Origin of the sequence: uncultured Marinococcus sp., from assembly GCF_947493875.1 — a bacterium.
Lineage (GTDB): Bacteria > Bacillota > Bacilli > Bacillales > Marinococcaceae > Marinococcus.
In genome coordinates this window covers 129,629-150,150 of record NZ_CANLSU010000007.1, presented here as the reverse complement: position 1 = coordinate 150,150, position 20,522 = coordinate 129,629, and the positions used below count along the sequence as shown (strand labels likewise).

25 protein-coding genes are annotated in these 20,522 nt (G+C 47.7%); 18 read left to right on the top strand and 7 right to left on the bottom strand.

Features of this window, described 5'->3' with window-relative positions; translation table 11 throughout:
* From Q0757_RS14190 to Q0757_RS14140, 11 genes are all read left to right on the top strand, one after another.
* Positions 1 to 519: LysM peptidoglycan-binding domain-containing protein (locus Q0757_RS14190; protein WP_298788464.1), on the top strand; the 519-nt coding region annotated here is incomplete at its 5' end.
* Positions 520 to 586: 67 nt separating this feature from the next.
* Positions 587 to 838, top strand: coding sequence for a hypothetical protein (locus Q0757_RS14185; protein ID WP_298788463.1), 252 nt, complete (start codon positions 587 to 589; stop codon positions 836 to 838).
* Positions 839 to 1,041: 203 nt separating this feature from the next.
* The gene (locus Q0757_RS14180) at positions 1,042 to 1,485 is read left to right on the top strand and encodes a MarR family winged helix-turn-helix transcriptional regulator (protein WP_298788461.1); all 444 of its coding nucleotides are present in this window, start codon (positions 1,042 to 1,044) and stop codon (positions 1,483 to 1,485) included.
* 69 nt (positions 1,486 to 1,554) lie between these two features.
* A complete protein-coding gene (locus tag Q0757_RS14175) occupies positions 1,555 to 2,490 on the top strand; it encodes a ring-cleaving dioxygenase (protein ID WP_298788459.1) in 936 nt (311 codons plus the stop codon).
* On the top strand, positions 2,490 to 3,098 hold the full coding sequence (locus tag Q0757_RS14170) for an alpha/beta hydrolase (RefSeq protein ID WP_298788457.1): 609 nt from the start codon (positions 2,490 to 2,492) through the stop codon (positions 3,096 to 3,098). Before Q0757_RS14175 ends, Q0757_RS14170 begins: the two co-directional genes overlap by 1 nt.
* A gap of 128 nt (positions 3,099 to 3,226) precedes the next feature.
* Complete coding sequence (gene wrbA, locus Q0757_RS14165; protein WP_298788485.1) at positions 3,227 to 3,844, top strand: NAD(P)H:quinone oxidoreductase; 618 nt, start codon at positions 3,227 to 3,229, stop codon at positions 3,842 to 3,844.
* Between the two features lie 71 nt (positions 3,845 to 3,915).
* Positions 3,916 to 4,902: a ring-cleaving dioxygenase gene (locus Q0757_RS14160; protein ID WP_298788455.1), complete on the top strand. Its 987-nt coding sequence runs from the start codon at positions 3,916 to 3,918 to the stop codon at positions 4,900 to 4,902.
* Positions 4,903 to 5,029: 127 nt separating this feature from the next.
* Positions 5,030 to 5,416: a (deoxy)nucleoside triphosphate pyrophosphohydrolase gene (locus Q0757_RS14155; protein ID WP_298788453.1), complete on the top strand. Its 387-nt coding sequence runs from the start codon at positions 5,030 to 5,032 to the stop codon at positions 5,414 to 5,416.
* Positions 5,417 to 5,446: 30 nt separating this feature from the next.
* Positions 5,447 to 8,326, top strand: coding sequence for a DUF3427 domain-containing protein (locus Q0757_RS14150; RefSeq protein ID WP_298788451.1), 2,880 nt, complete (start codon positions 5,447 to 5,449; stop codon positions 8,324 to 8,326).
* Positions 8,327 to 8,368: 42 nt separating this feature from the next.
* Positions 8,369 to 8,668, top strand: coding sequence for a hypothetical protein (locus Q0757_RS14145; RefSeq protein WP_298788449.1), 300 nt, complete (start codon positions 8,369 to 8,371; stop codon positions 8,666 to 8,668).
* 124 nt (positions 8,669 to 8,792) lie between these two features.
* Positions 8,793 to 9,494: an SDR family NAD(P)-dependent oxidoreductase gene (locus Q0757_RS14140; RefSeq protein WP_298788447.1), complete on the top strand. Its 702-nt coding sequence runs from the start codon at positions 8,793 to 8,795 to the stop codon at positions 9,492 to 9,494.
* Positions 9,495 to 9,566: 72 nt separating this feature from the next.
* Here the strand turns inward: Q0757_RS14140 and Q0757_RS14135 are convergent, their stop codons facing one another.
* Together Q0757_RS14135 and Q0757_RS14130 are read right to left on the bottom strand one after the other, a co-directional pair.
* Positions 9,567 to 10,553, bottom strand: a complete 987-nt coding sequence (locus tag Q0757_RS14135) for an alpha/beta hydrolase fold domain-containing protein (protein ID WP_298788445.1) — start codon at positions 10,551 to 10,553, stop codon at positions 9,567 to 9,569.
* Between the two features lie 103 nt (positions 10,554 to 10,656).
* On the bottom strand, positions 10,657 to 11,661 hold the full coding sequence (locus tag Q0757_RS14130; RefSeq protein ID WP_298788443.1) for an acyltransferase family protein: 1,005 nt from the start codon (positions 11,659 to 11,661) through the stop codon (positions 10,657 to 10,659).
* A gap of 215 nt (positions 11,662 to 11,876) precedes the next feature.
* Between Q0757_RS14130 and Q0757_RS14125 the strand changes: the two genes are divergently transcribed.
* From Q0757_RS14125 to Q0757_RS14110, 4 genes are all read left to right on the top strand, one after another.
* Positions 11,877 to 12,185 carry a hypothetical protein gene (locus tag Q0757_RS14125; protein WP_298788441.1) on the top strand — a complete coding sequence of 103 codons (309 nt, stop codon included), beginning with the start codon at positions 11,877 to 11,879 and terminating at the stop codon, positions 12,183 to 12,185.
* A 182-nt stretch (positions 12,186 to 12,367) separates the two neighbouring features.
* On the top strand, positions 12,368 to 12,676 hold the full coding sequence (locus Q0757_RS14120) for a hypothetical protein (RefSeq protein WP_298788439.1): 309 nt from the start codon (positions 12,368 to 12,370) through the stop codon (positions 12,674 to 12,676).
* 119 nt (positions 12,677 to 12,795) lie between these two features.
* Positions 12,796 to 13,644: a phosphotransferase family protein gene (locus tag Q0757_RS14115; protein WP_298788438.1), complete on the top strand. Its 849-nt coding sequence runs from the start codon at positions 12,796 to 12,798 to the stop codon at positions 13,642 to 13,644.
* Positions 13,641 to 14,114, top strand: coding sequence for a GNAT family N-acetyltransferase (locus Q0757_RS14110; RefSeq protein ID WP_298788436.1), 474 nt, complete (start codon positions 13,641 to 13,643; stop codon positions 14,112 to 14,114). Before Q0757_RS14115 ends, Q0757_RS14110 begins: the two co-directional genes overlap by 4 nt.
* Before the next feature lie 41 nt (positions 14,115 to 14,155).
* On the opposite strand, the gene Q0757_RS14105 is transcribed toward Q0757_RS14110, so the two are convergent.
* The 4 genes from Q0757_RS14105 to Q0757_RS14090 form a co-directional block, all read right to left on the bottom strand.
* On the bottom strand, positions 14,156 to 14,965 hold the full coding sequence (locus Q0757_RS14105) for an ABC transporter ATP-binding protein (protein WP_022793739.1): 810 nt from the start codon (positions 14,963 to 14,965) through the stop codon (positions 14,156 to 14,158).
* A gap of 29 nt (positions 14,966 to 14,994) precedes the next feature.
* Positions 14,995 to 16,029, bottom strand: a complete 1,035-nt coding sequence (locus tag Q0757_RS14100; protein ID WP_298788432.1) for an iron ABC transporter permease — start codon at positions 16,027 to 16,029, stop codon at positions 14,995 to 14,997.
* Entirely contained in the window at positions 16,030 to 17,001 is a 972-nt protein-coding gene (locus Q0757_RS14095; RefSeq protein ID WP_298788483.1) for an iron ABC transporter permease, read from the bottom strand.
* A gap of 290 nt (positions 17,002 to 17,291) precedes the next feature.
* Positions 17,292 to 18,200 carry a VOC family protein gene (locus Q0757_RS14090; RefSeq protein WP_298788430.1) on the bottom strand — a complete coding sequence of 303 codons (909 nt, stop codon included), beginning with the start codon at positions 18,198 to 18,200 and terminating at the stop codon, positions 17,292 to 17,294.
* 66 nt (positions 18,201 to 18,266) lie between these two features.
* Between Q0757_RS14090 and Q0757_RS14085 the strand changes: the two genes are divergently transcribed.
* Entirely contained in the window at positions 18,267 to 18,638 is a 372-nt protein-coding gene (locus tag Q0757_RS14085; protein ID WP_298788428.1) for a hypothetical protein, read from the top strand.
* 1 nt (position 18,639) lies between these two features.
* A complete protein-coding gene (locus tag Q0757_RS14080; RefSeq protein ID WP_298788426.1) occupies positions 18,640 to 19,212 on the top strand; it encodes a Fic family protein in 573 nt (190 codons plus the stop codon).
* A gap of 34 nt (positions 19,213 to 19,246) precedes the next feature.
* Here the strand turns inward: Q0757_RS14080 and Q0757_RS14075 are convergent, their stop codons facing one another.
* The gene (locus Q0757_RS14075; protein WP_298788424.1) at positions 19,247 to 19,882 is read right to left on the bottom strand and encodes a YitT family protein; all 636 of its coding nucleotides are present in this window, start codon (positions 19,880 to 19,882) and stop codon (positions 19,247 to 19,249) included.
* A 153-nt stretch (positions 19,883 to 20,035) separates the two neighbouring features.
* Between Q0757_RS14075 and Q0757_RS14070 the strand changes: the two genes are divergently transcribed.
* Positions 20,036 to 20,485 carry an Lrp/AsnC family transcriptional regulator gene (locus Q0757_RS14070; RefSeq protein WP_298788422.1) on the top strand — a complete coding sequence of 150 codons (450 nt, stop codon included), beginning with the start codon at positions 20,036 to 20,038 and terminating at the stop codon, positions 20,483 to 20,485.
* Positions 20,486 to 20,522 lie beyond the last annotated feature (37 nt).

The following is a 20,522-nucleotide window of genomic DNA, read 5'->3' as shown; positions in this document are numbered from 1 at the left end:
ACTACTCCGCCTCCGGCTGAATCCGGCTCGTACACGGTAAAATCGGGTGACACGCTGTACAGCATCGCCAGCCGCAACGCTGTAAGCGTGACCGAGCTGAAAAAAGCGAACGGCATTTCGACAAGCTCGAACGTGATACGGATCGGTCAGGTGCTGAAAATCCCGGACAAGGGGACCACTACTCCGCCTCCGGCTGAATCCGGCTCGTACACGGTAAAATCGGGTGACACGCTGTACAGCATCGCCAGCCGCAATGATGTAAGCGTGACCGAGCTGAAAAAAGCGAACGGCATTCCGACAAGCTCGAACGTGATCCGGGTCGGCCAGGTGCTGGAAATCCCGGGTAAAGGCACAGCCTCTCCGCCAGCCTCATCCACAATGTACACGGTGAAATCAGGTGATACGTTGTACAGCATTGCAGGAAGATACAATACCACCGTTCAAAAAATTGCGGCCGACAACAACATTTCCAATACGGGGATAATCAGTGTCGGTCAGAGGTTGAAAATCGCTTCGTAAGAAAAGGTTGAACGTAAGCCCAATGCGGGTAAAGAAAACCAGACCGTAACAAAAGGGAGGTTTTCCAATGACCGAAATTACGTTCAAACCAGAAAAAGGCACACACACTACAAAAAGCACCGACGGCCATAATATTCAGTACACGATCAATTTCGTGGAAAAAAACAACGAACGGGCTGTACACGTGAACTACGAAACTAAGGACCGGCTTACTCCGCAGGCTGGAACAGTATTATTTGAAATGGGCCAAACAAAAATAGAGCAGCGCGGCGTTGTTTTTAATTTAGAAGGTACGCTGGAAAAAGGGGAAAACGAATAAAGCCGGCCGGCTTCTCGGGCCGGCTTTATTTATGGGAGAGAAAAAATGATTTCAATTAAGGTCGTTCTTTAATCAGCAAAGCTATGCTGGTACTCAAACATACGGACCTTTTCTTAAAACATTCGCCTGGACCTTGACACATGAAAAAGCAAAGTGTAATATTATCTTTAATTAAAGATAATTGAATTAAGGATATGGTGAGCATGAGCAATCCTACGAGCGGGCAGGACCTCGCTTTAAAATCATTAGTTGTGTTATCGAGAGCCAATCACGCAGTGGAAGAAAAAATTCGGGAGGATATACGTGCCCATGGTTTGAATCCTACTGAATTTGCTGTGCTTGAGCTTTTGTACCACAAAGGAGAACAGGCTATTCAGCGCATCGGTGAAAAAATACTGCTTTCGAGCGGAAGCATGACCTACGTTATTGATAAACTCGAAAAGAAAAAATATCTTTTCCGGACCCGGTGCCCGGAGGATCGGAGAATTATTAATGTACGTATTACAGAAGAAGGCTCGTCGTTGATGGATGAGATATTTCCCCTCCACCAGGCAGCTATTCAGGAAATGTTCAGTGTGCTTGATGACGAGGAAAAAGAAACATTTATAGCTCTTCTGAAAAAATTAGGTCTTTCTCTCGAAAAATAAATTTTTTTACGTTAATATCTTGAATTAAAGATATATGGTTTCGAAATAAATGCTGAAAAGAGGATGGATATGGAGAAAAAAACCGCTGGTATTCATCACATTACGGCCATTGTAGAAAGCCCAAAAGAAAATATCGCCTTTTATTTGGAGGTTCTTGGTTTAAGACTTGTTAAAAAAACCGTTAATTTTGATGATCCCGGCACGTATCATCTGTACTTTGGCGACAGGGAAGGTTCGCCGGGCACCATTATGACGTTTTTCCCCTGGAATGAGGCGCGTAAAGGGCGGACTGGAAGCGGCCAGGTGGATACCACGGTGTTCGCTGTCCCTGCCGGGAGTCTTGGCTTCTGGAAGGAACGCCTCACGGCTTTAGGGGTGAAAGTAGAACAATTCGAAAGATACAACGAAACGTATCTTCGCTTTCAGGATCCACACGGCCTTCATTTAGAGCTGACGGAACGTCCGCTGAACAGGAATAGTTCTTCAATGGTGCCTGAGGCTTACGCCATTCAGGGATTTGCCGGGGCGGTACTGAATTCCGGGGCACCTCACCAGACAGCTGATCTTCTCGAGCAGGTGCTGGGAATGAATTATGCGGGGCAGGATGGGACGTATCTGCGTTTCCAGACCGAAGCCTCTGTCGGTAATACCATTGATATCAGTACAGCTCCCGTTCCAAGGGGAGAGCTTGGAACAGGTACTGTGCACCATATAGCTTTCCGGGCTCGGGATGATGCGGACCAGCTCGAATGGCAGCAACAGATGACGGCCCATGGCTACGTGCCCACAGAAGTGAAGGACCGTGATTATTTCAAAGCCATTTATTTCCGCGAGCACGGTGGCTTATTGTTTGAGATTGCGACCGATCCCCCGGGATTTACCCGGGATGAGCCGCTCGAGCAGCTGGGACAGGAATTAAAGCTGCCTGTATGGCTGGAGCCCAGACGAAAGCAGATTGAAGCGTCACTGGAACCGGTAGACGCTGCAAAAAAAGGAGGATTATAGTGAAACACATTTTTCAACAGGGAACTGACCAGAACAAACCGACATTTATGCTTCTTCACGGCACAGGAGGAACGGAAAACGATCTATTGCCGGTGGCAGGAATGATAGATGATTCCGCTTCGGTGCTTGGTGTGCGTGGAAATATTACAGAAAATGGCATGCCAAGATTTTTTAAACGGCTGGCCGAAGGCGTGTTTGATGAAGAAGACTTAATGAAGCAGACGGAAGAGCTTTACGGATTTATCGACACCGCTTCTGCAGAACATTCCTTTGACCGGAAAAATGTTGTGGCAATCGGATATTCCAACGGCGCCAACATTGCTGCGAACCTGCTCTTTCATTACGAAGAGCCGGTGAAGGGGGCAGCGCTTTTTCATCCGATGGTGCCACGCCGGGGCATAGAGCTTCCGGATTTAACCGGCCTGCCCGTATTTATTGGAGCGGGGAAAAATGATCCGATCTGCCGTCCGGAAGAAACAGAAGAACTGGCGAAAATGCTTGAAGCAGCCGGTGCTGAGGTCACCCTTCACTGGGAGGACGGGGGTCATCAGCTGACAAAAGAAGAAGTGGAGCAGGCGGCTGCCTGGTATAAAAACTCTGTGCTGTAATCCAGTCACTTCTCGTGCGTGAAGGGAGCGCATAGCCTGATAGAAGCAAGCAGGAATAAACGAAATGGTGGTGCACGAAAGTGGGACTATTTGATTTTTTGAAGCAAAATACAAGGAGCGATGAAGCAATGGAAAACGTAAAAGTAGCAGTTATTTATTACAGCGCAACAGGCACAAACTACACAATGGGACAATGGGCCGTGGAAGGCGCAGAGGCAGCCGGAGCGGAAGCGAAGCTCGTCCGTGTTCCGGAGCTTGCCCCTGACGAAGCGGTGCATGCAAATCCGGCCTGGAAGCAGCATCTCGAAGACACCTCTCATATTCCCGAAGCAACACTTGCTGACCTGGAATGGGCAGACGCCTTTATTTTCAGCATGCCGACGCGTTTTGGCAACCTGCCGGCACAGATGAAGCAGTTCATTGATACTACCGGCGGCCTGTGGATGAACGGCCAGCTGGTCAATAAAGTAGTAAGCGGTATGTCCTCCGCCCAGAATCCTCACGGCGGACAGGAAGCTACAGTGAAAAACCTTTATACGACGATGATGCATTGGGGAGCCATTATCGCTTCTCCGGGCTACACAGACCCAGTAACGTTTGCGTCCGGCGGCAATCCTTATGGCACAAGTGTCACGGTTGACCAGGAAGGCAACATGCAGGAAGACATTGAAGAAGCCGTCAAGCATCAGGCGAAGCGTACAGTAACAGTAGCTTCATGGGTGAAAAAGGGCATGGAGCAGCAGTAGTCAAAAGGGGGGCGTACGCGCCCCTTTTATGCGGAATTTAATAAAGCATTAGAACAAGGGAGGAACACAGGGTGGAAGGAATCAGAGGCCTGCACCACGTAACAGCTATTACGAGCAGTGCAGAAAAAAATTATGAGTTCTTTACGTACGTATTAGGCATGAGACTGATCAAAAAAACCGTCAATCAGGACGATATTCAGACGTACCATTTGTTTTTTTCCGACGATGAAGGCAACGCCGGTACGGACATGACCTTTTTTGATTTTCCGGGTATCCCTAAAGGCACACACGGCACGAACGAGATCGCGCGCACATCTTTCCGGGTCCCTAGTGACGAAGCTTTAGCGTACTGGGAAAAGCGGTTTGACCGAAAAGACGTTAAGCATCAGGGCATTTACGAACGATTTGGCAAAAAACGGCTCCCATTTGTTGATTTTGACGAACAGCAGTATGAACTTGTTTCCGATGAAAACAATGAAGGAGTGCCGGCAGGCAAGCCGTGGAAAAACGGTCCTGTTCCGGATGAGTATGCGATTACGGGGCTTGGGCCTATTTACGTCCGTATTGACAACATTGACTATTTTAAAGAAATGATGGAGCGCGTGCTCATGTTTGAAGAAATTGGCCATGACGGCTCCTTTCATTTATTTGAGGTCGGAGAAGGAGGAAACGGCGCCCAGGTGATCGTCGAATACAACGCGGTGCTTCCGCCGGCGCGTCAGGGCTTTGGCACCGTACACCACTCGGCCTTCCGGGTGAAGGACCGCGAGGAGCTCGAAGCCTGGATTCAGCGGATGGCGGACTTTCGTTTCCGCACGTCAGGGTACGTGAACCGGCATTATTTTGAATCACTCTATTCTCAGGTAGCACCGCAGATTTTATTTGAATTTGCGACGGACGGACCGGGATTCATGGGCGACGAACCATATGAGACCCTTGGAGAAAATCTCGCTCTGCCACCGATGCTCGAGCCGCAGCGCGAACAGATCGAAGCATCCGTGCGTCCGATTGATACAGTGAGAAGCACGAAAGCATTTGAAAAAGAATACAATGACTAAGTCATCTCCTTCGGCCTCAGGGCCGGAGGTTTTTTTATATGAATTATCTTTGCCTGAAAAATGGAAAGTATAGTAAGCTGGTAAAAAGAAGTAAGCACCCATCTCCACTCAGAAAGGCGGACATAAAATGAAAAAAGACATCTATGTAGTGGGAGCAGTCATTTACGACAAAGAGTGGATTCTTTGCGCCCAGCGCGGGCAGACGAAAACCCTTCCACTGAAATGGGAATTCCCGGGCGGGAAAATTGAAGCAGGGGAAACGCCGGAGCATGCGCTGCAAAGAGAAATAAGGGAAGAAATGAAATGCGGCATCAGCATTGAGGGAAAAATTGAGGAAACAACGCATGAATATGACTTCGGCATTGTGCACTTAACGACATTTTACTGCAGGCTTACAGGAGAAGAACCGGTGCTTACGGAGCACCGCACAATCAAATGGGTACATAAAGAAAATCTGCATGAATTGGACTGGGCACCGGCAGACATTCCTGCCATTCATAAAATCACTCAATAGTTTTTTATTACAAATATAGGCAGGAGCTTGATGATGGATACAGTGCGTCAATTACAGGAATCGTTATACCGCGGCTTTATTGACCAGAACAGCTACGAGCGCAGCCCTTATGCACCAAAGCTTTTGATGAATGACAAGCAAAAGCATGAGGAGGTGCTTGCTACACTTGTTCATGAATTGCAACGATGTGAATCTTTTTTCTTTTCCGTCGCCTTTATTACGGAAAGCGGCCTGGCTACCTTGAAAACACACCTGCTCGAGCTGAAGGAACGCGGTGTGCATGGGAGAATACTTACGTCCACCTTCCTGCAGTTTAACCAGCCGAAGGTTTTTCAGGAGCTGCTGAAAATTATAAATGTGGAGGTACGGTTAGCTGAAATCGACGGGTTTCATTCTAAAGGATATGTATTTAAGCATAACGACCACTATTCACTGATGGTCGGGAGTTCAAACCTGACGGTGCATGCGCTGAAGGTGAACTATGAATGGAACATTAAGCTGCACTCTCATGAAAATGGAGAGGTGATTCATCACTTCCGGGAGCAGTTTGAGGATACCTGGTCGCAGGCGATTCCGTTAACAGAGGGATGGATAGAAAAGTATCAGCAGCTGTATCGCCCGCATGCCCAGGAGAAAATTGCCGAGCTTTCTCCAGGTTGGATTGACCGGAACGCAATGAAGGAAGCGCTGGAAATCAAGCCGAATAAAATGCAGCAGGCAGCTTTGAAGGAACTGGAGGCTTTGAGAACAGCCGGTCAGCAAAAGGGACTCGTCATCTCAGCAACAGGGACCGGAAAAACGTATTTAGCCGCATTCGATGTGAGAAAGTACCGGCCCCGAAAGATGCTGTTTATCGTCCACCGGGAGCAGATTCTCCGTAAAGCAAAGGACGACTTCGCCCAGGTTCTCGGCGGACGCACAGAGGATTTCGGATTATATACCGGTGCCGGTCAGGACGTGGGAGCCCGCTATGTGTTTGCAACGATACAAACGATTTCAAGAGATATTCATCTGCAGCAGTTTGACCCTGAAGCATTTGATTATATTTTAATTGATGAAGTACATAAAGCGGGGGCTGCGTCGTATCAAAAAGTGATCGATTATTTTCAGCCATCATTTTTACTTGGTATGACAGCGACCCCGGAGCGAAGCGATGATGTAAATATCTTCGCCCTGTTTGACTATCAGGTGGCTTATGAAATACGGCTGCAGGAAGCGCTTGAGGAAGAAATGCTCTGCCCTTTCCATTATTTCGGGGTAACCGATTATGAGAAAGACGGAGAAGTGATTGATCAGACCACAGATTTGAGCCGGCTTGTGTCGGAGGAGCGAGTGGAACACCTGCTCGAAAAAATCCATTATTACGGTCATTCCGGGGAGAAGGTGTGTGGACTGATTTTTTGCAGCCGCAACCGGGAGGCAGAGGAACTGTCGGCTCTCATGAACCAAAAAGGGCGGAGTACCGTGGTGCTGACGGGGGCTGATTCGCAGGACGAGCGGTGGAAGCAGGTGAACCGTCTTGAAAACGGCGTGATTGAATACATTATTACAGTGGATATATTCAATGAAGGCATTGATATACCGGGTGTGAACCAGGTCGTCATGCTCCGGCAGACAGAGTCGAGCATTATCTTTACCCAGCAGCTTGGGAGAGGTCTCCGCAAAGACCCTGCCAAGGATTTCGTAACCGTGGTAGATTTTATCGGCAATTATAAAAATAACTACCTGATTCCGGTGGCACTCTCCGGCGACCGTTCGCTCAATAAAGATCATATCCGACGGCGGATGCAGACCAATAGCTTTGTTCAGGGTATTTCCTCCATTAATTTTGAAGAGGTGGCCAAGAAAAAGGTGTTTGCTGCTATTGATCAGACGAACCTGCAGGAATTGCGAAAGCTGAAGGAATCTTATATGAATGTAAAGCAGCGTATCGGACGGATGCCGCTTTTAAAGGATTTTTTACAGCAGAATGCCGTAGATCCGGAAGTGATTATCTCCAAGTACGGAAGCTATTACAGGTTCCTGGGTAAAATGAAGGAACAGGCTCCCCGGCTCTCTCCGCTCGAGGACCAGCTGCTGCATCTTATTTCTGCTGAATTTATTAATGGCAAGCGACGGCATGAACCTGAAGTACTCCGGTACCTTCTTACATACGGCCGTATTACGACAGAAGAAATAGAGCGCATTGTCCAAGCGTCGGGGGACATCAATACAAAAGCAGCGGCCGTTTCCGTGAAAAGGCTTTTAACAACGGATTTTTTCACAGATCCTTATCAGAAAAGGTACGGCAGAACCCCGCTGATTGAAGAAGATAAAGGAATCTTCATGTGGCACACTGCAATGAAAGAAGCGCTCGCCGGTTCATCCTGGTTCAGAGTGTTTGTGGAAGATGTGCTTTCCTGTGCGGAGATGAAAAATGAGCAATACGGCAGGCCGCCGTTTACGCTGTATCAGAAGTACTCACGTAAGGACGTATGCCGGCTGCTGAACTGGGAAAATGATGAAAGCTCCACAATGTATGGCTATAAAACGAAGTACGGCACTACTCCTATTTTTGTTACGTATCATAAACCGGAAGACGTGGAAGCCAATATTAATTATGAGGATAAATTTATTAATCGCAGAGAACTGCAGTGGTACACCAGAAGCAACCGGACTACCGCTTCAAAGGAAGTGCAGGAAATTATCGATGCGGAAAAACAGGGTAACCGTATTTATATTTTTGTGAAAAAAGATGATGATGAGGGCCGCGAGTTTTATTACATGGGCGAAGCAAGTCCACTGAAACACACAGAAGAAAACACATCTATGCAGGACAAAAATGGAAAATTAATTCCGGTTGTGCGGTTGAACCTTCAACTAAAGGAAGAAATCGACGCCGATCTGTACCGCTACCTGCACAGTGAGTAAAAGATAAAATTCTTCAGGCTGATTTAATCAGGAGGAAATGTCATGTCCGGCAGTTCATACCCGCCAGTTCAAAAAAGTGGAAAAATAAAAAAGCTCAGCATTGCAGCAATAGGTATAATTGCTGTCCAGTGGATACTTTTTCTTACTGGTTTTTATACGATACTGCCGTATGCTGCAGCGGAAAAAATATTTACTACTGCCTGGGCAGCTTCCGCCGCTGCAGGTTTTGCGGGCGCAGCTCGGGAATGGAGAAATAATCAAAAATTTTCACGCCTGCTGCTAATGCTTGCTGTTTTAAATGCTCTCTTCGCCTGGGCAGCACATGGTCTGGGGAGTATGTAAAACAGATTTCTGTTTTCAGCTTTAACGTACATGAAATATGTCTATTTTATAGCCTTGCTTCTTCGACTAGGCTTCTCTTCCCACGGGTATAGGAGAGTATGCAGACCGGGAGGAGGAATATATAGTGAAAAAGAACGCGTTGGTGACTGGCGGCAATCGTGGTATTGGACTGGAAGCCTGCCGGCAGTTAGCTCAAAACGGCTTCAAAGTATGGCTTGGAGCAAGGAATGAAAAAGCAGGCGTGGAAGCAGCGAAGGCATTGCAGGACGAAGAACTTGAAGTACAGTTTATTGCATTGGATGTCGGTCTGCCTGATATGGTGGAGGCAGTAAAAAATCAGATTATGAACGAAGACGGAAAACTCGATGTACTGGTAAATAACGCCGGAATCTTTCCGGATCAAAAGCAGTCCATCGTTGATATTGAACCAGAAACGTTCGAAGACATTCAGTTAACCAATTATTTCGGGCCATTTTTTACGATGAGGAGCTTTATGCCCTCCATGCTCGAAGCAGGCTATGGTCGTATAGTAAACATAGCTGCCGAAATCGGAGTTTCCAGTACTATGGATGCCCCGATGGGCGGAGCGTATAAATCCTCTAAATACGGATTAAATGCTCTGACTCGTCTGTTCGCCGGAGCGGTGCGGAAAAAGAATGTGAAAGTGAATTCGGTCAGCCCGGGCTGGGTACAGACCGATTTAGGTGGAGAAAAAGCAAAGCGAAAGCCGGCTGAGGCAATGGAAGGTATTTTGTGGCTTGTTCAGCTTGAAGAGGACGGTCCTAACGGAAAGTTCTTCCGTGATAAGGACGAACTGGATTTTTAAAGCAGGCGCACCTCCCGGAGTGCGTTTTTTTATTGGATAAATTTAATTATTAACCGTAAAAATACCTCCACCTTAATCAGTGGTGGAGGTATCATCTGCGTCGTCGTTAATGATGTTAACTATCTGCTGCGTTGCACGCCGGCCTTCATCGGTGTCCTGGAGCTGAAACACATGAGGCATTTCCGGGTACTCATAGTAGTTGATGGGAATGTTTTTTTCATCAGTGATCCCAGAAAACTTCCTGGCATCCGCAAGAAACAATTCATGGGTGCCGACAATCAGAGTCATATCTCCAAGCCCGGTCATGTCTCCATAAATAGGACTCACCATAGGATTTCTCAAATCAGCGTCCCCGGCATAGGAAGCTCCGGCATTCAGCAGCCATTCCAGATCAAGAAAAGGATCTACCGAAGTTAAATTCTGGATGTCCGGGTTTGTCATGCTGACGTCAAGCCACGGGGAGAGCATGATAATATCTCCCGGCTGTTCGATATCCTGGCGGTTCAGCTCCTGGGCGAGGGCGAGAGCCAGCCCTCCGCCGGCAGAGTCCCCCATAATGACAATGTTTTCAGCCTCCGTGTTTTCAAGCGTCTGCATATAGAGAGGCACCAGCTTTTCGAAGACCTCTTCATACTGATGCTGCGGAGCTTTAGGATAAACAGGAAGCATTACCGTGCTGTCGGTCTGGTCCTGCACTCCTTCAAGCCACCGAAAATGTCGGGGGTTTGGCTGGCTGACATAGCCGCCGCCATGCAGATAAATAATTTTCTTTTCTGCGGTCCGTTCGTTTTCAAGTACATAGTTGTCCATGCCGTTTAATGTCATTTTTTCGTAATCGTAGCGAGTATCAATTTCGTCGGGAAGCTGATACTCAGGCCTGTCTGGATAAGGACCGTCTTTGCCGGTGGAGCCGTCAGCAAGATTTGTCACTACGGATATTACCGAACGGTCCTCGTGCCAGCTTGTGTAAAGAATAAATGCTAAAAACCCTGCAGCGAAAAGACCCAAAAGGCTCAAAATCCAGTATTGTAATTTTCTCTTTGGTGTTTGTCTTTTCATGCCCCGACCTTCCTTAAAATTTACTTCGTGAGAATCAATAGATACTATCTTAACACAGGCCGAAAATTGTTTACAGTTTTCGGCCCCGGAGGAAGCAGGGATGTTATTTGCCAATAAGAAACGGGGCTTTGTTTTTGATTAAATATACAAACGGCACACTGATTACAAGCGTAGCTGCCGTAAACATCATTCCCCATAAAGATGTGATTGGCATAGGGTTGCCTTCAATACCGAAGCCGTATTCAAGTGTAATACGGATAATGGCAAAAATCATAAAATGAAGAGCGAAAATAATCAGTGAATTCTGGCCCAAATAACTGAGGATGCGGCTTTTTCCCTCCAGGCGGAAGCTTAAAAATAAAATACCCGTAATACCTAGCAGCGAAGTAGATATAAAAATGGGAACAGACTGATATTCCCCGGCACGCATGTCGATCCGGTTCGTAAAGTGAATGAGCGGATATATAAGGCTGAGCGCTGCTGCGGCTGCCACCCAGCCGAAGGAGTATCCGAATATTTTTGTCCGGGCCTTCAACAAATAACCAAGACCAAAAAACAATACGGCAACAGTTGCTACCTGAATACTCCATGGGAGCATGGAGTCAAACCAGCGGGTGGAAAAATATCCGGCTGCTGCGACAGCGACAATGCTTATAATGCGCACGCTGTTGCCCGGCACATATTTGAGCAGCACATAAAAGCCAATCTCAACCATAAACAGGCAGGTTAAAAACCATATGGCCGGGTTATAGGTGAGCAGATAGTTGTCTCCGGCTGAATAAAAAATACCAAGGGCGGGAATAATAGCGTCAACGTCATCCTTACCAAGAAGAGGACGTTCCAGAAAAAACCAGAATGCATATGTAATGATGGAAAAGGTGAAATAAGGGATGAGCAGTGAACGGCCTTTTTTCCTGGCGAAATCGACCGGCCGGAGCTCCGTGTAGCCGCCTTTAAATGTCACGCCGGATAAAAGAAAGAACAAAGGCATATGGAAGGCGAAAATATACTGGCGTAGAATATCGTCAATAGGGGCGTGCCCGAGGACCACGAGAATGATGCCGAGACCTTTGGCAATGTTCACCCATTCAAAGTGCTGATTCATCATTATCACCTGCGCAAACTGTAAGTTTTAGTGTCAGTACTGCTGAAAAAACACAGCATATCACGAAGATAAAGCGAGAACTATCGCAAATATATGTAAAAACATAAAATGATTTGATTTAAAAAAGCATCATTCTATCTCACATACCCTGTATATAGCCATTATATACGGTGAAATAAAACGCTACAGCAATTAATCGCAGAAAGGGGTCTATTCTCATGCAGGAATATCGTCTGACAAAAATTAAACTGGAGCTTTCAGGCAGAACAATCAGCATCGCTCGCGGTTCTCTGACTGTTTATAATGATGAATCCAGTGTATGGTATGCTGAAATTGAACAGCCTTCGGAAGTGGACGCATTATACGAATGGAAGGAAAAAGATAAGGAAGAAGAAGTAATGTTTTTTACTGACGGTCACAGCGCAAGAGTTGGCTATGCAAAAGTTACGAGAGTAACAGAAAGCAGTTCAGGAGTGAGTGTGAGTTTGAAAGGCCAAGGAGAACTTCGGCTCGTGGGAAGCAAATAGCAATAGCTTTTGGACTTAAATGGCGCCCGTACCGTTTAATCTGCACATAAGAAAGAAAGAGAAACCTTGTAAGCGCTTTAAATTACTTTTAAAATGTGTGAAAATAGGGAAAAGGATAAAATAATAAGTTGAAGAATCAGTAGTTTGGAAGTCTTTGGAGTTCATTAAGGGGGGCGTTACCAATGAAAGAGTATCGCTTAACAAGACTGAGGTTTGAACACTCACAAGCGCCATTGACATTTGATAAAGGACTCTTAACGGTATACGATTACGAGCCGGCAGAGGTGTGGTATGTAGAGCTCGAAAACCCACATCATATCGGCTTGTTTGAAGAGATGTATGAAAACTGCGACGTGCGCAGCATGATTTTTTATACGGAACGAAACAGTGCGCGGATTGGCAAAGCAAACATTACCAGGATATTAAAAAGCGGTGGAAAAGTAAGCGTCAGTATCAAGGGTGAAGAAGCATTAAAGCTTGTAGGAAGTTAAACAGCCGGAGCCCGGGAAATATCCCGGGTCTTTTTTTGCTTTGTGGGCAAAAAAAACAGGTTCCGGAAAGAGCTGAACGGGAAAGAAAAAAGCAGAACACAAAGAATGGAAGATGACACATGCTGATAGATGTAAAAAAGGAATGGGAAAAAATCATTGGACCGTTTGCGAGTGAGCGGCTGACGGGAGGATTCAGCCACCATACCTTTTTAGTCACTCAGGCGTCCAGGCAGTACGTATTGAAAATTGAGAAAGGAAGCGGCGGCTATCTGCGCCGGGAATATGAAGTGCTCGAACAGCTGCGAGGGGCATCCTTTCTCCCGGCTCCAGCCGGCTTTCTGGAAGCCGAAGGCTATTTTTCATTTATGCAAAGCTATCATCGCGGAGAAAACGTCTCCAAGCTGGCATCCCACTCTTCCTTCTGGCTCGAAGCCTATAAAAGCCTCGCTGTCATGCTTGCTTCTGAGGTGCACAGCCGTAAAGGAAGCATACGCGAGTATGACCGGAATGCGGAGCCTCTTCAATGGAACATAGACGCTCTTCCACCAGGGGCTATGCATCATCAGGCTGTTGAGGTTTGGAAAGCACGGACGTCTACAGGAATCACATTCGTACATGGAGACGCAGGACCGCACAATATGATCCTGAACGAAAATCATAGAGCCGTTCTGATCGATTGGGAGTGGGCCGGATGGAATGATCCGATGATAGACATCAGCTGGGCGTTATGGAACGCAGCATTTCACGCCCCTGAAAGATACAGCGAACTCCGTCGTGCATTTTTGGAAACGTACGTAAGTATTCGTACGATGAACATTACAGAGACCAATATTAAAGCGTACAGTCTTGCTGTGATTTACCGGGCGCTTGGCCGGGTGAGACGTTCGCCGGAGGCTATTCAGAACCGGTGGGTCAAGCGTCTGGACTGGACATTGAACAGTAATTGGGAAAAGGGGGAACCACTGTGAACATTCAACCAATGAAAGAAATCGACCGGCAGAAGAAGGAGGATTTCTTTGCCGCCTGCTGGGAAACAAATGAGATGCATGTTAATAGTCAAACGTATATACTCCCGGAGCTTGAAGGATTCTCTGTCCAGGAGGACGGGGTGCTTGCCGCAGCGATTACTTATACATACGATGGCAGTGTTGGTTTAATTGTGTCTCTTGACAGCGTAATCGAAAAGCAGGGATTTGCGAGCCGCCTGCTGATGCATGCAGAGGAGCATTTAAAAAAGACAGGGGTGGAGGACCTGCGGGTCGTCATAACAAACGAGAATGAATATGCGCTGCGTTTTTACCGGCGCCGGGGCTTTCAGCTGGCGAGCGTGCATGTTGATGCAGCCAGAAAAGCCCGGGAGGATAAGCCATCGATCCCGCTTGTCGGCGTGAACGGAATAACGATCCGGGATGAGTGGCACCTGAGAAAATGGTTATAGCAAAAGAGAGCCCGCATAAATAATAATGCGCGGCTCTCTTTTTAGGATCCAAATATCGGTGAAGCTGCCTGTTCTTCGCATAAATTATAGGGAAGGCAGAGCGGCATGCCGGAACGGGGATCTTTAATAATATCGCTTTTGATGCCAAACACTTTTTCGATAATTCCTGCTTCCATCACTTCATGAGGGGTGCCGGTTTTGACAACGTTGCCGTGCTTGATGGCAACAATATGGTGGGCGTAGCGGCTGGCATGATTCAAATCATGCACGACCATCACGATGGTCCGATGCTCCTGCACGTTCAGTTTTTCAAGGATGTTCAGCACTTCCATCTGATGGGCCATATCAAGAAAGGTGGTAGGCTCATCCAAAAATAAGGTTTCGGTTTCCTGGGCCAGAGCCATGGCAATCCATGCCCGCTGGCGCTGCCCGCCGGATAAGTGATCGATCGGGCGGTTGGCGAATTCGCGCATGCCGGTGATTTCAATGGCCCAGCCGATCATTTCTTTATCATGGGCCTTTAAGGAACCAAAACCACGCTGATGAGGAGCCCGTCCGTATGTCACAAGCTCCGTAACCGTTAAGCCCTGCGGTGCTTCGGGATTTTGGGGAAGAATGGCCATTTGTTTGGCGAGTTCCTTTGTTTTTTGACTGTGGATGGAGCTGCCGTTTAAGTAGACAACGCCCTTCGAAGGCTTCATCAGTCGTGACAGGGCTTTTAAAATAGTAGACTTGCCGGAACCGTTTGCGCCGACAAGCGCGGTAATTTTACCAGAAGGAATCTCAATATTTAAATCGTTTACGATTGTCTGCTGATCATAACCAATATGGAGTTGATCTGTTTCGATCATCGCATAAACATCCTTTCAGGGTGATAAAGTTAGACATTGCTTCTGGCAAGCAGGTATAGGAAATAAGGAGCGCCAATAACTGCAACAACAATCCCTGCATGAATTTCCGACGGCTGAATAATAGTACGGCCAAGGGTGTCCGCAAACAGAAGCAGAAGTCCACCGAGAAGCGCCGAGGCAGGGAGAGCAAGCGCATGGTTGGGACCGATCAGCCTCCGGGCTATATGAGGGGCAATCAGTCCGACAAAGCCGATGCCGCCGCTGACAGAAACCGCCGATGCTGCAAGCGCCACTGAAGCGAAGGTGAGCAGAAGGCGTTCCTTTTCCACCCGGAGGCCTAGCCCTTTTGCCATCTGTTCGCCGAAGGTAAGGGTATCGAGCGCGCGCCACCGGTAATAAATGAAAATCGATAAAATAATAAACCAGGGAAGAAACGAATATACATAAGGCCAGGTGGATCCGTAAATTCTTCCAGCCAGCCATATAGCGACAAAGTCAAACTGTTCCGGCTGCAGACGCAGCATGAGAACGGTCATCAGTGCATTCAGCCCGGCAGCCACTGCAATACCGGTCAGTATCATTCTCATCGGCACGAGACCAAGCTGCCGGTCGTAGGCAAGAATATAAATTAATGCTGCAGCGAGCAGGCCGCCAACAAGCGCGAATACCGGCAGTAAATACGGAGAAGCAGCATCAATCGAACTGAAAAACGAAATGTATAAAACTACAAATAATCCTGCTCCGGTAGTGATGCCGAGAATACCCGGGTCTGCCAGGCTGTTACGGGAGATTCCCTGGAGCACGCAGCCTGAAACGGCAAGTGCTGCCCCGACAAGAAGAGCGAGTACAATCCGGGGCAGGCGGAACTGAAATAGTACGAGATTCTGGTTACTGTCGCCAAAGCCGAAAAGCGTTTTTATCACCTCTAACGGCCCCAGCGGAGTAACTCCGGAATTCATGCTGAAAAGAAGCACGATAAATATTAGAATGGCGAGGAAGCTGAATACAAAAATGCGCCGTCTGCGGCGCCTGCGTTCCCACTCGCCGGAAAATATAGAATGCATTTAGAGTTCCCTCCTCTCGCGGCGCGCAATGTATAAAAAGAAGGGCACACCGATAAGCGCAAATAAAGAACCGAGAGGGGTTTCGTACGGCGGATTAATAATCCTGGCACCAATATCGGCAAGCGACATAAAAATGCCGCCCACCACGATAGAGCACGGGATGATCGCCCGGTAGTCAACTCCCACGAAAAACCGGACGACGTGTGGGATAACGAGACCGACAAACCCGATAGGGCCAGCGATGGATACGGCAATGCCGGCGAGAAACAAAACGGCGAGTGTGCAGAGTAGTTTTATCAGGCCGACACGCTGCCCAAGGCCTGAAGCGATATCGTCCCCGAGACTTAAAATAGTAACAGACCTGGACAGGGCGACCGCAAATACAAGCGCTCCCCCCATCCATGGAAGGGCGGGCAGCAGCTGCTCCCACCGGACACCGGATAATCCACCGGCGTACCAAAAGGCAATATCCTGGCTGAGATCAAAGTGAATGGCGATGCCTTCACTTAACGCTGTAAACAGGGCGTTAATCGCCGCCCCGGCAAGCACCATGCGAAGAGGTGTCAGACCGATGCGTGAAAGCGAAGCAATACCAAAAATCAGCCCCATGCTGATCGCTGCCCCTAAAAAAGAAAAGACTATCAACAGGTTATAAGAGAGCCCCGGCAGAAACGCAAAACAGACTGCCACCATAAAAATTGAACCTGCATTGATGCCAAGAATCCCGGATTCGGCCAGTGGATTTCTTGTCATTCCCTGCATAATGGCTCCGGCTACGGCGAAGCAGGCGCCAACAACAATATCTGCAATAGCCCGTGGGAGACGAAGCTCGCGAATAACAACGTGATCATTCAAGGAAGCGTCATAGTGAAACAATGCGTTCCAAACAGTACCAATTTCCACGTCTGCAGCACCGACAGAAATCGAAAGCAAAAAAATAAATCCAAGTATAGGAAGGCCGGCAATAAACATTAGTACAGCTGTTACAGGACGTGAAGTAATATCGTCTTTATAGGTGGAAGGTTCCGTTTGTTGACGCATGTTATATCCTCTTTCAACATTAAAAAATCATTCATTAGTGATAATCATTATCAATCAATATTCATCATATCAGCTGAATTTCTTTCTGTCCATGTTTTCATGTATAAGCAGCGCAGATAAAACAAATCCGGCCTTTTCCAAGAGAAGAAAAGAGCCGGATTTGTTTAAAAATTAATACGAGTTAACTGTCTATAAATTTCCATAATAGTAAAAGTAAATTTTTATTCGGTCAGTCGGGCCATTTGAGCAGAGGACAGGACTTCATCCGGAGCATTTACAGTAAGGCATACGACGATGCCCGAAGGATCGGTGACATAAAGGGCATGTTCTTCACGGTGAAACCAGTAGCCAGCTGCCTTCAGGCGTTCGGCGACGGGTTCGAGAGCACGGGCAGAAGGAAGCAAAATCGTGTACATGTCGAGGCCGGTGTTTCGTATGGAGGCTTTAGGAGCCTTGGCTCCGGCCCATGGATTAAGCCCGATGTGATGATGATAGCCGCCGGCGGCAACAAAGAAAGCAGGGAATTTCTGCGGATCGGCGGCCAGGTCAAATCCCAGCACCTCTACATAAAAACGATAAGCCTCCTCCATGTCATGCACATGAAGATGAACGTGGCCCATCACGGTTCCAGCCGGCACACCGTGCCACTGAATATTTTTTCCCTCCTGAAGCAGCGGTTGTTCATGAAGGGGGTCGACCGTCATATGGATGAAACCGTTACTGTCGTAGTTCCATTCTTTCCGGGGGCGGTCGCGGTAAACCTCGATGCCGTTTCCGTCCGGGTCCGTCAGATAGAGCGCTTCGCTGACGCTGTGGTCGGACGCTCCGTACTGCTCGCCGGTGCTGTGCAGGTGACGGATGAAGGCACCCAGGGACGCACGGTCCGGAAGAAGAACAGCAAAGTGGTACAGACCGGCATGCGTGCGCGGGGGAGCGATCGAGCCTTCCACCTCCCGGAGCATAACGAGAGGGGCGCCGTCTGATGGAACGCCGAGAACAGCGGTGGAGGATGAACGTCCGAGCATCCGGAGGCCGAGGACATTTTCATAATAGGCAGCAGCCCGGCTGATACTCTGCACTCTAAGCTGCACAGGACCGACAGAAACAGTGGGGTCAATCACATTAGGCACGCGTAAACACTCCTCTTATTTTTATTATAGTATGCAGCTTTCATCATACTAGCAGAAGGCTCAGGCATGGAAGTACCCACTTTGAAGTGGTATAGTATCCGAAATGATACTCCTAGAGGCGCACCTGAAAAACGTGCAAAAAAGATTTTCTTTAGCTCCGGGCAGGAGAGAGCAAATGGAAACGAGAAGAAAGCAAAAACTGTTTCATTACAGGCAGGGGGAGGGCAAACAATGCATGAAAAACACGGCTCGTCCGCAACAGACAAATACGATTTCCCGGATACGCCCGAAGAACGGGAGCTTAAGAACGCGATTGTTTCTGCAGAAATAGAAGGGTTTGTTTTTTCAGAAAAAGATATCGAAGCTGTGCGGAAGCTCCGCGATGGGAAAATGACGATTAAAGAAGTGACAGCTTCTATAGCGGAAGGGCGTTTATAATATGAGCGAATCCTATTACACGTATGGAGACAGCGGAGTGCTTATAAACAAAATGAATTTTCGGGAAAAAGCCAAAGCGGAAAAAATCGAACAGATTATTACAACGTACCGCCTGCAGCAGATGATGACAGCAAAAAAGGTGCTTGGCTCCTTTGATGAAGAGCATATACGGCGTATTCATCGGCGGCTGTTTTCTGATGTATACGCCTGGGCCGGAGAGTTTCGGACGGTAGACCTTGCTAAAGGACAGACATCCTTTCTGCCTGCAGCGTTTATCGACAGAGGACTGCGTCACCTAAGAGACTCTGTGCAGGCAATAAATAAAATGACGTACAGGGACAGGGAAGCTTTCGCCGAAGCCCTTGCCCCGGTCTACAATGACCTTAATCATATTCATCCGTTCCGGGAAGGAAACGGCCGAACGCAGCGGGAATTCGTCCGGCAAATTGCCTGGCACCACGGCTTCGACATGAAGTATACCCCGTTCCAGCAGGAAAAGCTGTTTGAAGCCTCTGTGGCTGATGATGAAAAGAAAGCAGCCGCAGCACTGACGGAGGGTTTGACGGAAAGCTGAAAAAAGCAGCCTCCTGTGGGAAGCTGCTTTTGATTTATTGTTTTTCGATTAGTGCTCCCTGGCGCGAAGAACGTGGCTTCGCTTTCGGAACGGGCCTTGAAGCGGCAATTTTCCCTTTAGCTACGCTGATTACAAAAGCAGTAGCAATAATGGAGAGTGTGGAATAAGCTCCTGCGATTAAGCCGACAGAAGCGAGTCCGACAGCCACCGCCATTACATCAAAGGATAAATTGACTTTGCCTGGGTTCCACTGGAGCCGTCGCTGGAGGAACAACGCCAGAATATTAGCTCCGCCGAGCGAGGTGTTGTTCATAAATAAAATCGATATGCCGGCTCCTATACTGACCCCGCCGAAAATGGCACCAGCAGCCGGATGGATGCTGAAAGCAGGAAGAAAGTAATCCAGGCTTGTCAGTGCAGAAAGCAAAGATACTGCGGCGATCGTATTCAGCGTGAATTTCCATCCCATATGCACCACAGAGAACACATAAAAAGGCAGGTTGATTATAAAAAAGACGGCGGAAAAAGACAGCGGCAGGACATATGTTAAACCGAGCGCCAGGCCCGCAGTGCCTCCGGTGACTAAATCAGCGTGCTGGAGCAGAGTAATGCCAAAGGCAGCTAACAAACATCCGGCCAGGACTTGTAGTATATTGGTTATGTTTATCAACGGTCGTCTCTCCTTCAACAATAGGTTACTTCTATTATAAGGAAAAATTAACCATTCTTGAATAATCATATGAAGGATAATTGGTTTAATAACATTAAAAATGAAGGTATATTTGATTATTGATGTTCAAAAAGAAAGGTGAAGTGCGTTCGAATGGATCATATTGATATTGAAATGCTCGAGTTACTTCAGGAGGACGGGAGAATATCGGTCAGTGATTTATCCAAAAAATTAAATTTAAGCCGTCCAAGCGTTTCAGAGCGAATGATGAGGCTGCAGGAGAGAGGAATTATTGATCACTTCAGTGCGGTGGTTTCTCCGGAAGCCGTGGGCCGGGATACGCTTCTGATGATCCAGGTGAGTGAACTAAAGGACACGATTCCCCGCTTTGAAAAAATGATTGCAGAGGACACGCGGGTACTGGAATGTCACCGGGTGACCGGAGAAGTAAGCTATTTTATTAAAGCAGCGGTGGAGGGGATGGACAGCCTGAGAGAGCTTGTTGATACCCTGATCTCCTACGGGAACATTAATACGTCGATTGTGCTGAAATCGCCGGTGGAGCGAAGAAAAATACTGCCGGAAAACCGGGAGCAGGAATAGTCGGTTTTCTTTCTAGGGGTGGGTTATTGTGATAAGA

What these genes read in the sequence shown, in the direction of transcription:
- Q0757_RS14185 (WP_298788463.1), top strand. Translation starts at nt 587, where the DNA reads ATGACCGAAATTACGTTCAAACCAGAAAAAGGCACACACACTACAAAA.
- Q0757_RS14180 (WP_298788461.1), top strand. Translation starts at nt 1,042, where the DNA reads ATGAGCAATCCTACGAGCGGGCAGGACCTCGCTTTAAAATCATTAGTT.
- Q0757_RS14175 (WP_298788459.1), top strand. Translation starts at nt 1,555, where the DNA reads ATGGAGAAAAAAACCGCTGGTATTCATCACATTACGGCCATTGTAGAA.
- wrbA (WP_298788485.1), top strand. Translation starts at nt 3,227, where the DNA reads ATGGAAAACGTAAAAGTAGCAGTTATTTATTACAGCGCAACAGGCACA.
- Q0757_RS14155 (WP_298788453.1), top strand. Translation starts at nt 5,030, where the DNA reads ATGAAAAAAGACATCTATGTAGTGGGAGCAGTCATTTACGACAAAGAG.
- Q0757_RS14150 (WP_298788451.1), top strand. Translation starts at nt 5,447, where the DNA reads ATGATGGATACAGTGCGTCAATTACAGGAATCGTTATACCGCGGCTTT.
- Q0757_RS14145 (WP_298788449.1), top strand. Translation starts at nt 8,369, where the DNA reads ATGTCCGGCAGTTCATACCCGCCAGTTCAAAAAAGTGGAAAAATAAAA.
- Q0757_RS14135 (WP_298788445.1), bottom strand. Translation starts at nt 10,553, where the DNA reads ATGAAAAGACAAACACCAAAGAGAAAATTACAATACTGGATTTTGAGC.
- Q0757_RS14130 (WP_298788443.1), bottom strand. Translation starts at nt 11,661, where the DNA reads ATGATGAATCAGCACTTTGAATGGGTGAACATTGCCAAAGGTCTCGGC.
- Q0757_RS14125 (WP_298788441.1), top strand. Translation starts at nt 11,877, where the DNA reads ATGCAGGAATATCGTCTGACAAAAATTAAACTGGAGCTTTCAGGCAGA.
- Q0757_RS14120 (WP_298788439.1), top strand. Translation starts at nt 12,368, where the DNA reads ATGAAAGAGTATCGCTTAACAAGACTGAGGTTTGAACACTCACAAGCG.
- Q0757_RS14115 (WP_298788438.1), top strand. Translation starts at nt 12,796, where the DNA reads ATGCTGATAGATGTAAAAAAGGAATGGGAAAAAATCATTGGACCGTTT.
- Q0757_RS14105 (WP_022793739.1), bottom strand. Translation starts at nt 14,965, where the DNA reads ATGATCGAAACAGATCAACTCCATATTGGTTATGATCAGCAGACAATC.
- Q0757_RS14100 (WP_298788432.1), bottom strand. Translation starts at nt 16,029, where the DNA reads ATGCATTCTATATTTTCCGGCGAGTGGGAACGCAGGCGCCGCAGACGG.
- Q0757_RS14095 (WP_298788483.1), bottom strand. Translation starts at nt 17,001, where the DNA reads ATGTTTATTGCCGGCCTTCCTATACTTGGATTTATTTTTTTGCTTTCG.
- Q0757_RS14085 (WP_298788428.1), top strand. Translation starts at nt 18,267, where the DNA reads ATGGAAGTACCCACTTTGAAGTGGTATAGTATCCGAAATGATACTCCT.
- Q0757_RS14080 (WP_298788426.1), top strand. Translation starts at nt 18,640, where the DNA reads ATGAGCGAATCCTATTACACGTATGGAGACAGCGGAGTGCTTATAAAC.
- Q0757_RS14070 (WP_298788422.1), top strand. Translation starts at nt 20,036, where the DNA reads ATGGATCATATTGATATTGAAATGCTCGAGTTACTTCAGGAGGACGGG.